The sequence below is a fragment of the Candidatus Baltobacteraceae bacterium genome (assembly GCA_036489885.1).
Lineage (GTDB): Bacteria > Vulcanimicrobiota > Vulcanimicrobiia > Vulcanimicrobiales > Vulcanimicrobiaceae > JAFAMS01.
This window is the reverse complement of record DASXEW010000002.1, coordinates 115,351-131,151: the sequence shown is the minus strand read 5'-3', so window position 1 is coordinate 131,151 and position 15,801 is coordinate 115,351. Positions and strand designations below refer to the sequence as shown.

The window sequence follows — 15,801 nt, the reverse complement described above, 5'->3', positions numbered from 1 at the left end:
GGACATGACGCTCAAGCCGATCGCGTTCGTCGGTTGGGAAGACGGAACTGCCGGTCAAGCCGACTCGTGGATCGCGAGCTGCGGATATGAGGTCGTGTGCTTCGTCCATCCCGAAGACGAGCCGCCGGCGATCGATCCCGTCGCGGCGCGCAATCGTTCCGCAAGAATCTTCGACTTTCCATCCGGTGGAGTTTTCAAAGGCCGTCCGTTGCTGTGCGCACGCGATTGGCCGCAAGCGATTCGCGAACGCGGGATCACGTCAGCGCTCGTCACGCTTGCCGACAAGGAACGTCGCGTCCAGGAGATTCGGCGCGCGCAGCGTGACGGAGTCGAGCTTCCGAATGCGATTCATCCGAGCTGCATCGTGCTGCCGGATGCCGTTGTCGGTTGCAACCTGATCGCGCATGCGCGCGCGACGATCGGATATCGGACCGAGATCGCGGACGGCGTGATCTTGGGAATCGGTACCCAACTCGACCACCACAACGTCGTGCAGGAAGGCGTTACGCTCGATCCCGCGGTCGTCACAGCCGGAAACGTGTTGATCGAAGGCTATGCGCAGCTACACACGGCTGCGGTCGTCATCAATCGCATCAAAATCGGCCATCACGCGATCGTCGCTGCCGGCGCCGTCGTGATTCGTGACGTAGCGCCGAGAACGATGATCGCCGGCGTCCCGGCGATCGTGAAGAAGAACTTATAGACCTCAGGCCGCCCAGCGGCGCGGCGGTAGCACGGGCGCTTCTCCGTGCACCTTACCCGCGATCGAACGGAGAACTTCGATCGTTCGTGCGACGGCGTTCGGCGGCAGATCCGGACCGGACGGTAAGAAGATACCGTGCCGCGCGAATGGACGCGAGTTCGGGAAATCTTCGTCGCGCGCGCTCAGATGCGTTGCTTCACTCAGGTTCGGCAAGAATGGCCGGACTTGAATTCCGTTTTCTGCCAGCAACCGGATGACGTTTTCGCGATCCGCAACGAGCGCCTCAGCCCACAGCGGGACGTTGCCCGCAGCCAGATCGACCTCGAGCATGCGGATAAACGGAATGCTCGTGAGTCCGTCGGTGTATTCCGAGTAGAAGCGCTTGTGACGTTCGATCTTGTCGCTTACGCGACCAAGCTGCACGAGACCGACCGAGGCTTGCATGTCGGTATATTTGAGATTGAATCCGAAGCGTTCGTAGGTCGCATCGAACGTGTCGAAAACCCCGTGGCTGCGAAAACGCCGAAGACGCTCTGCCAGCTCCGGTGTGTGCGCGATGACGAGGCCACCCTGGCCGGTCGTAATCAGCTTGGTGACGCCGAGCGAAAAACAACCGGCATCGGAAAGCGTGCCCAAGTAGCCTTGAGGTGAACGCGAGGCAAACGCTTGTGCGGCGTCCTCGAAAACGGCCAGCCCCTCTTTGCGGGCGATCGCGCGGATTCGTTCCATGTCGGCGTGATTGCCGTTGAGATGCACCGCGCAGATTGCACGCGTGCGTGGTGTGATCGCTGCGGCGATCTGGTCTTCATCGATGATCGTGCAATCCGAACGAACGTCCACGAGCCGAACGCTGGCGCCGGTGAGCATAACGGCGTGCGCCGTCGCGACGAACGTGCGGTTCGGTAGTATGACCTCGTCTCCGGGTCCGAGCCCAAGTCCGGCGCAAGCCAGAAAGAGCGCTGAGCTTCCGCTGGTCGTACACACGACGCTGGGGACGCCGAAGAAATCCGCAAGCGCGGCTTCGAAGCGCTCGGTTATGGCGCCCATACTAAGGCAGCCTTGCTCGACCGCGCTTGCGACAGCGTCGCGTTCCTCGGCGCGCAGTTTCGTTCGCCAATACGGAATCTCGTAATTGCCCATATACTTGGGGTTATCGGTCGGCCCGCGGCAGCCTTGACCTAGGCCGTGCTGGGGCCGCGTACGATGCCGGACGAAGCCTAAGGGGATGCCGGCCCAAGCCTTCGGCGAGCGCTCCTCTCGCGTCGCCGCCCGTTTCCCGACCCTGGATGCCGTCTTTGCCGACGTCGGCAACCTAAAAGAGGCCTACCCGCGGCTCGTCGAGCGCCGAATGCGCGGTGACCTATTCTACGGGATGCTGCTGTGGGAGGACCCGCGTTCCCGCCTCGCCTTCGATGTCTCACCCTCGCTGCTAACCCAGTTTTCCGATCTCGATCAGCGGCGTGCGGCGTTCGACGCCCTCGCCGCTGGGACGCTCGTTGTCTCGGGAACCCCGGTTGCGCAACTTACGGCGTTTGATGCCGCGACGACCGCCCTCGCGCGTGAATTCGCGGAATTCGCAAGCGCACAACTTTTCTGGTCGAGCAACGAACGCGAGCGCTTCGCCGCGCAGTTCGGCCGTCGCCGGACGTGCACGGAGATACTTGCGTCGCCCGAACGGATTCCCGATTTCTCGGCCGTCACGCCCGCCGAGCCGCGCGTCGTTATTTGGGCGCCTGAGCTCCCTGCTGCTGCGACGGGGCTGCTCGCGTTCGCGTTCGAGGAGTGGCGAGGCGACGTGTTCGTCGTTTGTGCAGGCGGTGACGCGCCGCGTGTGCGCGCCGAATATTTAGACGCCGGAGATCCGCACGTCGGCGATCTTCTTTCCGGTGCAGCGTTGGTCGTGACGGCGTCGCTCTCGGATCCTGGAGCGGCACTCGCGTTTGCACAACGCAACGTTCCACAGCTCGTCGCTTCGACCAGCGGCGCGCACGAAGCGATCCGAGGCGCGGTCGTTTACGAACCTTCGCAGTGGCGCTCCGTCTATGCCGGTGCTTTGCGCGCGTGCGGACGGCCGACGGAGTTGCGGGCACAGATCGGGCAACCGCCGCCGCTACGGATCAGCGTCAGCGATTGGTCGAAGAGCGCACCGCTCGTTTCGGCGATTATCGTCACGTACAACCGGCAAGTTGAACTCGAGGGTGCGCTTGCGGCCGTCGCGGCGCAGACATATCCGAATATTCAGACCGTCGTCGTAAACGACGGCGGCGAGCCGGTTGCCGGCGTTTGCGCGCGATTTCCGCACATGAACATCAAGCTGCTCGACCGGAAAGAGAACGTCAAGCACATTCGCGCGATGAACGTTGGTATCGAGGCATGCGACGGGGAGTACATATGTGCGTGTGCCGATGACGACCGGTTCTTTCCGGATCACGTCGAGCGTCTGACGGATGCGCTCGAACGTACCGGCGCTCTGGTCGCGCATACGAACTGCATTGCGCACTACACCAAACGCTTACCAGAGGGCAGTCGCGTCGACATCGGATTCAATGGATCCGTGTATATCGACGGGCTCGACCCGACGTTCGCACTCGTTGCGACATCGATCAATCCGACGTCGTTCATGATGCGCAAGAAACTCTATGAACAAATCGGGCTTTGGGATCCCGAAACGGGCTATGCCGATTACGATATTCAGCTGCGGATGTCGCTCGTTAGCCTGTTCGTACACGTGGACCACTTTACGACATCGTGGGTGCTCTACGATGACGCAGACAGCTTTGCCGCGACGATGGTGGGCGAAAGAGCCCACAGCTCGCTCCGTCGCATCTTTGATAAGTACCCGGCTGCCGGACGTCCCGCGATCGAGCAAGCGCGCCGGAACCTCGAGGAAGTGGTGCGCAAGCGGCAGGCCGGGACGAAGTATCTCTTTCTTCCGACCTTCTATATGCCGGGCTTCCGCGCGGGCGAGGGGGGCGATTCGATCGTCTCGATCTGAGCGCGAGCGATTGTCCCGAGGGGCGGCGGCATAGTATACTGTCGCGGTTGCCCAAATTCGCCCGGCATGAGGCCGGGCGCTATGGTCCCCCGGGTCGGGTCGACAGGATGTCCTCCCCCGCCATGGACCAGAAAGGATCCCAATCCCAGTGGAAACCCTCGAGGCTGCCGAGCAGGCGATTCCAGCTAGCGAAGCCGCCGCCGGAAATCAGGTCATCACCATGCGCGAGCTGCTCGAAGCAGGCGTGCACTTCGGTCACCAGACGCGACGCTGGAACCCCAAGATGAAGCCGTACATCTTCCAAGAGCGTAACGGCATCTACATCATCGATCTCTCGAAGACGATTGCGCGCGTGCGCGAGGTCTACGAGGTCGTCAAAGGGATGGCCGCGTCGAACAAAGTCATTCTGTTCGTCGGCACCAAGAAGCAAGCGCAAGACGCCGTTAAAGAAGAGGCCGAGCGCTGTGGAACGTTTTTCGTCAATCAGCGTTGGCTAGGTGGCACGCTTACCAATTTCGCAACGATTCAAAAGCGTATCGCGCGCCTTCGCGAGCTCGAAGGGATGCGTCAACAAGGCACCTTCGATCTGCTTCCTAAGAAAGAAGTCGCGAAGCTCACCGACGAGCTCGACAAGCTCGAGCGATTCTTGGGTGGGATCAAAGACATGCACCGTCTGCCTGACGCCCTGTTCGTCGTCGATCCCAAGAAAGAGCGCATCGCGGTACTCGAAGCCCGCAAGCTCAAGATTCCGATCATCGCGGTTGTTGACACCAATTGCGACCCCGACGAGGTTGACTATCTCATCCCCGGCAACGACGATGCCATTCGCGCCGTCAAGCTGATGGTCTCGAAGATCGCGGACGCTATCATCGCAGGCCACACCGAAGCAGAAAGTTCTTACGATTCGACCTCTTACGAAACCGAAGAGGTCGCTCCCTAACATGCAAACCACAGATTATAAGCCCAGCACCGACGACATCAAACGTCTCCGCGAAGAAACCGGCGGCGGAATGATCGATTGCCGCAACGCCCTTGTGAAAGCGTCGGGCAATTATGAAGCGGCAAAACTCGCGCTCACGGAGCAAGGCCTCGCGCGCGCCGAGAAAAAAGCCGAACGCGTCGCCAATGAGGGGCGCGTCGCGAGCTACATTCACGCTGGCGGCAAAATCGGCGTCCTCGTCGAGGTCAATTGCGAGACCGATTTCGTGGCTCGCAACGAGCGCTTCATCGAGCTCAGCCGCGACGTCGCGATGCATATCGCGGCGATGAAGCCGTCGTACTTAGATCGCGAGAGCGTTCCAGGCGAGATCGTAGCGCAGCAACGGGCGGAATTCGAGAAAACCGTCCCACCCGGGAAGCCTGCGGCGGTCGCGGAAAAGATCGTCGAGGGGAAACTGGGCAAGTGGTTCGAGGAACATTGTCTGCTCGAGCAGCAGTTCGTGAAGAACGACGAGGTGACGATCGGCGAGCTCGTTGCCGGCGTTTCGGGCGTTTTGGGCGAGAAGGTTCGCGTCAGGCGCTTCGCGCGGTTCGCCCTCGGCGAAGAGTAGCGGCGGAGTAGGCGCCGTGGAACCAGTTTTCCGACGCGTCCTGCTCAAGCTCTCCGGCGAAGCCTTTGCCGGCGCCGACCATAGCGTCGATGTCGAGACGACGGCCGGTATGGCGCGTCAGATCCAGGCTGTCCATAAGGAAGGCATCTCGATCGCCGTCGTCGTCGGCGGAGGGAATATTTGGCGCGGGAAGACTCACGAAGCCGCGGGGATGGAACGCGCTACGGCCGACTACATGGGTATGCTCGCGACCGTTATTAATGCGCTCGCGCTCCAGGATGCGCTCGAACGTATCGATGTCGCTTCGCGCGTGCAGACGGCAATTGCAATGCACGAAATCGCGGAGCCTTACATCCGCAGGCGGGCTATCCGTCACTTGGAGAAGGGACGCGTCGTCATTTTCGCTGCGGGGACGGGCAATCCGTATTTCACGACCGATACGACCGCAGCATTGCGGGCCGTCGAAGTCGGCGCGCAAGCGATCCTCAAGGCAACCAAAGTCGACGGCGTCTACACCGCCGATCCGAAAAAGGATCCGACCGCGACACGCTTCACGCACGTCGATTATCTTCAAGTGCTGCAGCTCGGGCTTGAAGTCATGGACAGCACGGCGCTCACGCTTTGCATGGACAACGGACTTCCGATCGTTGTTTTCGATATGAACGTCCCGGGCAATATTCGCCGTGTCGTTTTCGGCGAGCCGATCGGAACGTACGTCGGACGCCCCACGCCGAACCAGGAGTATGCGCATGCTCAATGACGTCTTCAAAGACAGTGAGTCACGCATGGGCAAAGCGGTTGAATCAACGCGCCACGATTTTGCGGCGATTCGAACCGGGCGCGCCTCGCCGGCATTGCTGGATCGTCTCGAGGTTGAAGCCTACGGCGCGACCGTTCCGCTCAAACAAGTAGCAAGCGTCAGCTCACCGGACGGACGTTCGCTGGTCGTCAGCGCATACGACAAATCGACGGTCGCGGGAATCCGTAAGGCGATCGAGACCAGCGACCTGGGACTCAATCCCAACGTCGACGGTCAAAACGTTCGGCTCAGCTTTCCACCGCTCACGGAAGAACGCCGCAAAGATTTGGTCAAGATCGTGCACAAGCGCGGCGAAGAAGGCAAAGTCGCAATTCGCGGCATCCGGCACAAGAGCGTCGACGCCGTCAAGGCGCTGCTCAAAGATCACAAAATCACCGAAGACGAGAACAAACGCGCAAGCGATCAGCTGCAGAAGATGACCGACAAATACGTCAAGGACGTCGATGCGCTGGTAGCGGCAAAAGAAAAAGAGATCATGGAGGTATGAGCTCCGAACTCGTCCTCGTTCCGGAAGTCGAAGCGCGCGCGCAGCTCGCCGGCCGTAATGTCTCGCTGCGCATGTTGCTTCCACCGTATCCTGCGATCGGCTTGGGCAAGTTGCGCGTCCTGCGCGTGAAGGAACGCGCCGACGTCACCGAGTTGTTGTGCAGCTACGAAGGATACGAGAGGATCTAATCCGATTCGCAGGAGCGTCGCGGCGCCGGCGAGCGCGCTAGCTCGTTCCAAATCGCGGGGCGCCGGCGGTTCGATCGGAATGCGCCGCGTCGCGATCGGCATTGGGCTCGCGATCCTTGGCCTCGGCTGCGCTCTGGTCTATCCGCTTTTCGCCGTGCTCGTCGCGGTCATCGCCATCGGCTGCTTGTGGGAGTTCGACAAGCTCGCGCTGCGCAAAGGAACCCCGGTCGAGGGCGCGATCGCGGCACCGGCGGTGCTCGCATATATCGGGCTGACGACGTTCGGCGTCGTTCATCGTTTCGAGAGTCTGCTGCTCGCGGCGACGATCATCGCGACGTTCGTGTTCTCGACGTTCGCGCACAAGGGTCACTATCTCGCGCGCAGCGCCTTCACGCTCTTGGCCGTCCTGTACATCGGGAAACTGGTCTCGTACTTTATCGTGATTCGCGGCATTCCCGAAGTCGGCATGTGGCTGACGCTGTACGCAATCTTCATTATTGCGCTCACCGACGTGTTCGCGATGCTGGTCGGCGTTGCGATCGGGAAACGCCCGCTCACGAGAATTTCACCCCGAAAAACGGTTGAAGGCTCGATTGGAGGACTGCTCGTCGGCATCGGAGTCGGCGTCGCCTTCGGGATGTTGCCGCAAATCGGATTCGCATGGTGGCAAGGCGCGCTCGTCGGAGCAATCACTTCGATCGCGGCGCAAGCCGGCGATCTGGTCGAGTCGGCTCTCAAGCGCGATGCGCGCGTCAAGAACGCCGGGAGTGCGATCGGCTCGCACGGCGGCGTGCTCGACCGCTTCGACAGTTATCTCTTCGCCGGTCCGGCGTTTTATTTCTCGCTATGGATTCTCGGCTTCGTCGCTCACGGAGGTCTGCCACCGCCGTGAAACGCGTCGCTATTCTTGGGTCGACCGGATCGATCGGGCGTCAGGCCCTCGACGTCATCAGCCGGCATCGCGATCGTTTCCAAGTCGTCGGCTTGGCGGCGGGACGAAATGCCGAGCTGTTGCGTGAGCAAGCCGAGAAGTTCGAAGTCGGCGTCATGTCGCTAAAAGATGACGGCGGGACGCGCGGATTGATGCGCGTTGCAACGGAGAGTGGGGCCGACGTCGTATTGGCAGCAACCGATGGCGCCGTCGCGTTCGACGCAGTCTTCGCAGCGGTCGCGCGGGGCATCGACGTTGCGGTTGCAAACAAAGAGCTGATCGTAGCAGCGGGCGAGCTGCTGTTGCGTGAAGCTGCGCAAAGCGGCTCACACATCTTGCCGGTCGATTCGGAACACAGCGCACTCTTTCAGTGTTTGGTCGGCGAGCCGAAGGAGCGAATCGCGCGCCTTGTCCTCACGGCGTCGGGCGGACCGTTTTGGGACAAAACAGCGCAAGACATGGAAAACGTGACCGTCGAGGACGCGCTCGCACATCCGACCTGGCGCATGGGAACCAAGAACACGATTGATTCGGCGACGCTGATGAACAAAGGTTTAGAAGTCATCGAGGCGAGCCGTTTGTTCGAGATGCCGTGGGATCGCATCGACGTCCTCGTGCACCGCACGAGCGTTGCGCACGGGCTCGCAATCTTTACTGACGGGGCGGTCAAAGCGCAGCTCTGTCCGCCCGACATGCGCGTCCCAATCGGCTATGCGCTCGCGTATCCGGATCGGTTGGAAGATACGTCGCTGTGGCCGGACGCGCGTAATGTCGATGCGCTTACTGCGCTTGGCGCTCGCGAAGAAGAGGATGCAATCGCGCTGCGTTTCGAACGGCCGGATCAGGACCGCTTCCCGTGTCTGCGGCTTGCGTATCGAGCACTCGAACGCGGCGGAACTGCGCCCGCGGCGCTCTCCGCGGCGAACGAGATTGCAGTCCAAGCTTTCGTCGAGGGCCGGATCGGTTTCACGCGCATCCCGGAGGTCGTCGAATCGGTCCTCGAAGACGTCGCACCCGAAGAGCTTTCGCTTGATTCCGTGCGTGGCGCCGACGCGCGCGCACGTCACCTGGCCGAAGGACTCGTCCGCGAGTTAGGAGTTGTCGCGCGCTAGTGGAGCAGCATCTCGCCTTGTCCCTTGCATTACCCAGCTTCGCGGCCGTCGGCAAGGTTGTCGTCTTCTTGGTGATGCTCTCGGTGCTGGTCGTACTGCACGAGCTCGGGCACTTCATCGTTGCCCGGTGGAATAAAGTGCGGGTCAACGATTTTGCTCTCGGGATGGGACCAACGCTTCTCAAGTGGACGTCGCCGCGCAGCGGAACGAACTATCGTTTGAATCTTTTTCCGATCGGCGGCTACTGCGCGATGCAGGGTGAGGACGGGAAAACGAACGAGGCGGTTCAGCAACGCCGCTACTTATCCGAAGCCGAAAGCGACGACGAGGAGAACTTCCAGGCCAAGTCGCCGGTACGCCGTCTCGCGATCATTGCAGCGGGGCCGATAGCGAATTTCATGGTCGCATTGGTTTTATTGTTCGTCGCGGCACTCGGATTCGGAAGCATGATCGCAACGACCACGGTCGATGCGTTACAACCCGACATGCCGGCCATAAAAATGGGATTGCATCCGGGTGACACGATCGTCAGCGTCGATGGGACTCAGATCAAGAGCGGCGCGCAGCTGGTCGAAACGATTCACGGCTCGGCCGGCAAACATTTAACGCTCGTCGTGCGACGGGGCGATCAAACGCTAACGCTGACCGGTACGCCGGTCGAACGCATGCTCGGCGGCAAACGCGTGGGGTTGCTCGGTTTTGCTCCGCGGCAACAGGCTCAGCGCGCCGGCCTCACGGAAGCGCTTGCAGATGCCGGCGGCTCGTTTTGGTTCTTTCTCGTGATGCAGCTCGGCGTACTTGCTGCGCTCGTCACGTCGCCGCAGCATGCTATCGGCGGCCTAGCGGGGCCGGTCGGAATCGCTGCAATCAGTGGTCAGGTTCAGAACCTCGGATGGGGTCCGTACTTCATGCTTGCGGCGCAACTCTCGATCTCGCTCGGAATCTTTAATTTTCTTCCGATTCCGGCGCTCGACGGTGGTCGAGGTGCATTCATCATCGCTGAGTTCTTGCGCGGCAAGCCGGTCGATCCGGAAAAGGAAGCGGTCGTACACTTTGCCGGTTTCGCGGCACTGATGATCTTGATGGTGCTGGTTACGTATCATGACATCGTGCGGCTCGTCGCCGGAAGAGGGGCTCTCTGAGAAGAGCCCGGCCGTTCGGTCCCGGCGCCGATGCCGTGGCAGCACAACTCGGTGATACACACGTTTTCGTTGTGGCCCAGGAAGTGATTCCGACGGCGTATTTCGATATTGCAGCCGCGCGGCGCGCAGGTGAAGTATTCGCCGCGATGTTTCTCATACCGGATCGTCGAGCGGCGTTGGCGTACGAATTGTCACACGCCTTCATTGAAGGCGACTACGATCGACGGCGCTTCGTGTTCGACGCGATTGGTTCGGGATCGTTGAACGTCGGCGGGCGGGTGCTCGCAGAGCTCAATGTTTATGAAGCGGAGGTCAAAGTTGCGCTTGCGGACGTTTCCCGTATTCCAGATGCATTGGTCGTGCGCTCCTGGACCGAGGCCGAAGCGCATCGCGTGCTGCGCGGGTACGCGCGTCCGCACGTCGCGCGCTGGTATCCCGCCCGCGATCTCGGTGTGTGGACCAAGGCTGCTGGCCGCGACCTCGTGATCGTTTGGGCGCCCGACTATCCAGCCGAGAAGTGCGCGATCCACACGTTCGCACTTCACGATCTTCACGCGCCGGTCGTCGTGGTTTGCAGGGGCGGCCAAGGTTCATCGAAACGCGCGCGTTACGTCGACGTCGACTCGGCGGACGTTCCGGGCCTGCTTTCTCGTGCGCTCTGCATTGTCGATACGTCTCTCGATGATCCGAGCTGGACGCAGGCCTTCGCTGCACGTGGGATGAGCGTAGCGTCGGCAACTACGAGTGGTGCGCACGAGGTCGCTGACGGCGTCGCGCTCTACGAGCCCTGGTCGTATCGTTCGATTTGGGCGGCGACCGCAGAAGCACTCGGCAGTCGTGCCAGCGCGGCTCGCGAATCTCCGCCGTCGCTTGACGTTATTCACAGGGCACTCGAAGATTCTCGACCGCGCGTACCTGAGCGAGAGCCACTCGTTAGCATCATCATCCCAACGTATAACCGGCGAAAAGATCTCGCGCGAATACTGAGGTCGGTCACGGCGCAGTCCTACGCAAACCTTGAAGTCTTAGTCGTAAACGACGCGGGCGAATCCGTCGCGGACTTTGCAGGCATCGATCCGCGCATCTCCGTTATCGAACGCGAGGTCAATCAGGGGACGTTCGCCGTGATGAACTACGCACTGGATCTCGTGCGCGGCCAATATGTTGTCGTCATGGCTGACGACGACGAGGTCTATCCGGATCACCTCATGCGGCTCGTCGAAGCGCTCGAGCGGACCGGCGCTTCCGTCGCGCACTCGAACGTGCTCATCCGCTTTGAGAAGGCACGCAACGGCGAGTTTCAAACGACGGGCTACAATTGCTCGGTGTTCTGCTTTCCGCTGGATCGAACCCAAGTGTTTTCGTCATCGCCGGTCGCTGGACAGGGCCTCATGTTTCGGCGCACGGCATTCGAGCGGATCGGCAAGTGGGACGTCGACAGCGTGGTAGGAGATCAAGAAATCCAAATCCGACTCGCTGAAATCTCGGATTTCACTCACGTTCCGCACGTGACGGCCGAATGGTTGCTACGCGATTCTGGGGCTCAGATGTCCCGAACGTGGCAGAAGGACGTCGTTGCGGATATGAAACGCGTCTTCGAGCGCCATCCGGCGCCGGGGCGTCCATATGTCGAAGCCCTCCGGAAGCAAGCACTCGAACGCGTCGCCTCTCGGCCGCCTGGCGATGTTTTTACACCGACGGTCTCTGTTGCCGACTGGGGGGAACGTGTTCCGGGAGCGGATGCTTGAGGTACGATAAGGAAGGGATGTCCGCGTGATCCGTCTGCGACGCAAATCGAAGCCTGTCTTCCTCAAGAATAAAACCGACGTCTCGGATGCTAAGGGTGTTTGGATCGGCGGCGATCATCCGATCGCGGTGCAGTCGATGACGACCACCGACACGGCGAACGTCGATGCGACGCTCGAACAAGTTTACGGCCTTGCGATGGCTGGGTGCGAGATCGTGCGGGTCACGTGTCAGGATCCTCGAGACGCCGCGGGTCTGCCCGCCATTGTCAACCGCTCGCCCGTTCCTATCGTCGCCGACGTGCACTTCGATCATCGCATGGCGCTCGCCGCAATCGAAGCCGGCGTCGCAAAGCTGCGACTCAATCCGGGCAACATTACCGATCCGGAGAAGACGCGCGAAGTCGTGAAGCTCGCCGTCGAGCGCGGGACGCCGATTCGCGTGGGCGTCAACTTAGGGTCGCTTGCGAAAGATCTGGAAGAACGCCTTGGGCTCACTCCTGAAGCGATGGTCGAATCAGCGGTTAGGCACATCGAAATTCTCGAAGATCTCGGCCACACCGATGTCGTGATCTCGCTCAAAGCGCACGAAGTACAGACGACCGTCTACGCGTACCGGCTCATGGATAAGCGGCTCCGGGAACGCGGTACCCCGTACGCGCTGCACTTGGGAATCACGGAAGCAGGCCTACCGCGCGATGGGACGATCAAGAGCGCGATCGGGCTTGGAATTCTGCTCTGGGAAGGCATCGGCGACACCTTGCGGGTCTCGCTGGCGGCCGACCCAGTCGAAGAGGTCCCGGTTTGCTGGGGGATCCTCAAGTCGCTTGGTCTGCGCGAAAAAGGCTTCGATATCACAGCCTGCCCCTCGTGTGGCCGGGCCGAGATCGAGGTCGTCGACCTAGCCGAGCGCGTCGAGGCCCTAGCCAAAGAGTACACCGCACCCGTGAAAGTCGCCGTGATGGGATGTGTCGTCAACGGCCCCGGAGAGTCTAAAATGGCAGATGTCGGGGTTGCCGGTGGTAAGGGCAAGGGTGCCATCTATCGCCGGGGTAGCCTGGTCGGGACCTATCCTGAGGAGCGCCTGCTCGGTGCTTTGCGGGAAGAGATCGAAAAGGTTATCGCAGAGGTCTATCCGGACTACGCACACGAGATCGGACGACATGAACAAGCCGCGCCCGCTTAGTCTTCGAACCTTGCTCTCGACCGGCGCGATCGCACTGGCCGCTTCGGGTACGCTTGCGTTTTCACGTCCCGCGACGATCGACGTCGATGGCCGTCGTGTGGCTTCGGATGTTCCGCCCGTGACGATCGATCAGCAAGCCTACTTGCCGCTCCGCGCTGTTACGACGGTGCTCGGTGCGCAATTGCGCTACGAAAAAGCGAGCCGTTCGATTGAGGTTGTCCGGGGTGCCGATACGCTCAAACTCCACCTCGGAACGCAATCGGCAACGCTGAATGGACGAACCATCAAGCTGTCTCACGCACCCTTCACCGTCCGCGGACGAACGATGGTCGCCGCGCGCACACTCGAGCGGGCGCTTGGGCCGAAGGTTCGCTACAACGCGCGCAAATCGCAGATCAACGTCTTCACGACGGACACTTCGGTCGCAGCGGATCAGAGCGACTCCTCGACTTCCGACGCCTTCTAAGCGCACGCGCCCGTAAAGGGCGCCGGAAATTTGGCCGATGATCCGTACGATCCAATGATTCAAACATTTGGTCCGAAGGCTCAGCGGTTCGCACAACAGTTGCGCGATCCAAAATTCGACGCGATCTTCGCGGACATGGAATACGTGTCGCAGGCGTATCCAGCCGCAGTCCAGGCGCGCCAAAACGGAGTTCAGGTCTACGGGATGGTTTTTTGGGACGATCCCCGCTGCGTATCGGTCGAAGGTCCTGCGTTGCACATTCTGCAGCACAACATGGGGATGGATGACCGGCTTCGATTGTTTGCCTCGATGGCGGACGGCTCTTTAGTCGTCAACGGCAAACCACTGAGCACAACGATTACCGTTCCACCCGAGCTCAGAGCGCTGTTGCGTGAATTCATCGCGCTAGTGCCCGCGCAACTCTTCCGAAGCGTCAGCGATTGCGATCGCTTCACCAATACCTTCGGATGCCGGTCTTCCGAATGGGATCTCGCCGTTGCGCCTGCGGCGATTCCGGACGTTACGTGGCAACCGTCGCAACAAATGCGCGTTGTCGTTTGGGCGCCGGAGACGCCGCCGGATCGACTGGCCATCGTCGGTTTCGCGCTCGAAGAATTGCATGCCGAAACATGGATCGTTTGCGCTGAGGGCGAGCAGGTAGACGTTCGCGCGCATTTTATCGGCGCGACCGATCGCCGTGTTCCAGAGTTGTTGTCGACGGCTTCGTGCGTCGTCGTCCCTGCGCCAAGCGATCCCTCCGCGGCAATCGCCTTCGCCGAGCGAGGTTTCCCGCTCGTCGTTACCTCGACGAGCGGTGCTGCAGAGTTCATCGCGCGCGCCGAGATCTACGAGCCCTGGGATGGTCGCGGCCTCTTCAAAGCTTTGCTCCGTTCGGTTGGCAGATCGGCATCGTGTCGCGCTTCAAATGTCCGCATGCCGCCGGCGCTGCGACCGTCCGGCATCGATTGGACGGACCGCGAAGCCCCGCTCGTCTCCGTCGTCATAACAACGTACAACCGGCCGGACGAACTACGCGAAGCCCTTGCGTGTGTTGTGAGACAGACGTACCCGAATATCGAATGCATCGTCGTGAACGACGCAGGAACGCCGGTCGGTGACATCTGCAACGAAGTTTCGCGGTTTAACGTGCGTCTCATCGACCTGCCTGAAAACGTCGGTGTTATGCACGTGCTCAATAAGGGATTGCGCGTGGCCACCGGCAGATATATTTGTGCCTTCTCGGACGACGATCGGATCTTCCCGGATTTCATCGAGCGGCTCGTCGAGGCGACGGAGGGCTCCGGATCTCCGGTCGCGCACACGAACACGCTGGCACGCTATATGCGGCGGCTCGAAGACGGCTCGCTCAAGCTAATCGGCTACAATGCAACGGTTCTGAGCCAGACGATCGATCCCACTGGAATCCTGTTCTCTCCATGGATTGCTGCCATGAGTATGTTGGTACGGCGAGATCTCTACGAGACGCTCGGCTACTACGATGAAACCTCGATTTTCAACGACTATGAGATCTATCTGCGCTTTGCAAAGCACGTCGACATCGTTCACGTCAACCATTTCAGTTGCGAATTTACCTGTCGAACCGACGCTTCGAACTTTGGAACGACGGCCGTTGCCGGAGAAGCGGCACGCGAGCACCTCGCGGCCATTTTCGAGCAGTTTCCACTTCGAGATCGGCCCGCGCTCGTAAAGCTACGGGAAAACACCCTTCGCGTCGTGGCTCAGCGACCAAGCGGCATGAAGTATCCGTATCCGCCCACCTTCGTCTTTCCGGGCGAAGAGCAGCACGCCTGAGGCCGCCAGGGCCCTTCCAGGCCGGATAACGGTCGGGGTCCCTTTCACCGATATTCTTACTGATATGGATATGGTCGAGCGCTACCTCGCCGAGATGGAGCGCGCCCTGCGCGCGCTTTCCCGTGACGACGTGCGCCGGGTCGTCGGCGCGCTGTTCGACGCTTGGCGCTGGGACAAGAACGTCTGGATCATCGGCAATGGTGGCAGCGCAGCCACGGCCTCGCACATGATGAACGACCTGTGCAAATGCACGCTTGTCGACGGTCAGCCGCGCTTTCGTGCAATGGCGCTCACCGACAATGTCCCGCTCGTCACCGCGATTGCGAACGACCTCGAATACGAGGAAATCTTTGTCGAGCCGCTGCGTACGCACCTGAGGAAGGGCGATGTGCTCATTGCGCTTTCGGGCTCCGGCAATTCCGTAAACATTTTGCGCGCCGTTTCCTACGCGAAAGAGTTCGGTGCGCTGACGATCGGACTGTGCGGACAGCCCGGCGGCAAGCTCGCAGTTTCTGCCGACATGTGCGTGATCGTTCCGGCCGATCGGATCGGGCAGCAAGAGGACGGTCACCTGATCCTCAACCACGCGATCGCTTTGGCGCTCCGCGAGCGCATCGAGCTGTACGCGACGCGGAGCGTCAACGCGTCGGCGATTGCCGGATAG

16 protein-coding genes are annotated in these 15,801 nt (G+C 60.9%); 15 read left to right on the top strand and 1 reads right to left on the bottom strand.

Annotated elements, in window-relative coordinates; genetic code table 11:
* Positions 1-4: 4 nt before the first annotated feature.
* Positions 5-703: a hypothetical protein gene (locus VGG22_05830; GenBank protein ID HEY1727868.1), complete on the top strand. Its 699-nt coding sequence runs from the start codon at positions 5-7 to the stop codon at positions 701-703.
* Between the two features lie 3 nt (positions 704-706).
* Here VGG22_05830 and VGG22_05825 read toward each other — a convergent pair whose 3' ends face one another.
* Entirely contained in the window at positions 707-1,843 is a 1,137-nt protein-coding gene (locus VGG22_05825) for a DegT/DnrJ/EryC1/StrS family aminotransferase (GenBank protein ID HEY1727867.1), read from the bottom strand.
* Positions 1,844-1,928: 85 nt separating this feature from the next.
* On the opposite strand from VGG22_05825, the gene VGG22_05820 reads away from it, so the two are divergent.
* The 14 genes from VGG22_05820 (at position 1,929) to VGG22_05755 (ending at position 15,801) form a co-directional block, all read left to right on the top strand.
* Positions 1,929-3,698, top strand: coding sequence for a glycosyltransferase family 2 protein (locus VGG22_05820; GenBank protein HEY1727866.1), 1,770 nt, complete (start codon positions 1,929-1,931; stop codon positions 3,696-3,698).
* 148 nt (positions 3,699-3,846) lie between these two features.
* On the top strand, positions 3,847-4,638 hold the full coding sequence (gene rpsB / locus VGG22_05815; GenBank protein ID HEY1727865.1) for a 30S ribosomal protein S2: 792 nt from the start codon (positions 3,847-3,849) through the stop codon (positions 4,636-4,638).
* A 1-nt stretch (position 4,639) separates the two neighbouring features.
* Positions 4,640-5,248, top strand: a complete 609-nt coding sequence (locus tag VGG22_05810; protein ID HEY1727864.1) for a translation elongation factor Ts — start codon at positions 4,640-4,642, stop codon at positions 5,246-5,248.
* Positions 5,249-5,264: 16 nt separating this feature from the next.
* Positions 5,265-6,008 (top strand): UMP kinase, encoded by a 744-nt coding sequence (gene pyrH / locus VGG22_05805; protein HEY1727863.1) that lies wholly within the window; start codon positions 5,265-5,267, stop codon positions 6,006-6,008.
* Positions 5,992-6,555: a ribosome recycling factor gene (gene frr, locus VGG22_05800; protein ID HEY1727862.1), complete on the top strand. Its 564-nt coding sequence runs from the start codon at positions 5,992-5,994 to the stop codon at positions 6,553-6,555. The genes pyrH and frr overlap by 17 nt, the downstream gene beginning before the upstream one ends.
* Positions 6,552-6,743, top strand: a complete 192-nt coding sequence (locus VGG22_05795) for a hypothetical protein (protein ID HEY1727861.1) — start codon at positions 6,552-6,554, stop codon at positions 6,741-6,743. The genes frr and VGG22_05795 overlap by 4 nt, the downstream gene beginning before the upstream one ends.
* 79 nt (positions 6,744-6,822) lie before the next feature.
* Positions 6,823-7,635 (top strand): phosphatidate cytidylyltransferase, encoded by an 813-nt coding sequence (locus VGG22_05790; GenBank protein HEY1727860.1) that lies wholly within the window; start codon positions 6,823-6,825, stop codon positions 7,633-7,635.
* Entirely contained in the window at positions 7,632-8,786 is a 1,155-nt protein-coding gene (locus tag VGG22_05785; protein ID HEY1727859.1) for a 1-deoxy-D-xylulose-5-phosphate reductoisomerase, read from the top strand. The genes VGG22_05790 and VGG22_05785 overlap by 4 nt, the downstream gene beginning before the upstream one ends.
* Positions 8,786-9,928, top strand: coding sequence for a M50 family metallopeptidase (locus tag VGG22_05780; GenBank protein HEY1727858.1), 1,143 nt, complete (start codon positions 8,786-8,788; stop codon positions 9,926-9,928). Before VGG22_05785 ends, VGG22_05780 begins: the two co-directional genes overlap by 1 nt.
* A 35-nt stretch (positions 9,929-9,963) precedes the next feature.
* Positions 9,964-11,676 (top strand): glycosyltransferase family 2 protein, encoded by a 1,713-nt coding sequence (locus VGG22_05775; protein HEY1727857.1) that lies wholly within the window; start codon positions 9,964-9,966, stop codon positions 11,674-11,676.
* Positions 11,677-11,701: 25 nt separating this feature from the next.
* Positions 11,702-12,859 carry a flavodoxin-dependent (E)-4-hydroxy-3-methylbut-2-enyl-diphosphate synthase gene (gene ispG / locus VGG22_05770; protein ID HEY1727856.1) on the top strand — a complete coding sequence of 386 codons (1,158 nt, stop codon included), beginning with the start codon at positions 11,702-11,704 and terminating at the stop codon, positions 12,857-12,859.
* Positions 12,837-13,325 (top strand): copper amine oxidase N-terminal domain-containing protein, encoded by a 489-nt coding sequence (locus VGG22_05765; GenBank protein ID HEY1727855.1) that lies wholly within the window; start codon positions 12,837-12,839, stop codon positions 13,323-13,325. The genes ispG and VGG22_05765 overlap by 23 nt, the downstream gene beginning before the upstream one ends.
* A gap of 30 nt (positions 13,326-13,355) precedes the next feature.
* Positions 13,356-15,137: a glycosyltransferase family 2 protein gene (locus VGG22_05760; protein HEY1727854.1), complete on the top strand. Its 1,782-nt coding sequence runs from the start codon at positions 13,356-13,358 to the stop codon at positions 15,135-15,137.
* Between the two features lie 64 nt (positions 15,138-15,201).
* Positions 15,202-15,801, top strand: coding sequence for an SIS domain-containing protein (locus VGG22_05755; protein ID HEY1727853.1), 600 nt, complete (start codon positions 15,202-15,204; stop codon positions 15,799-15,801).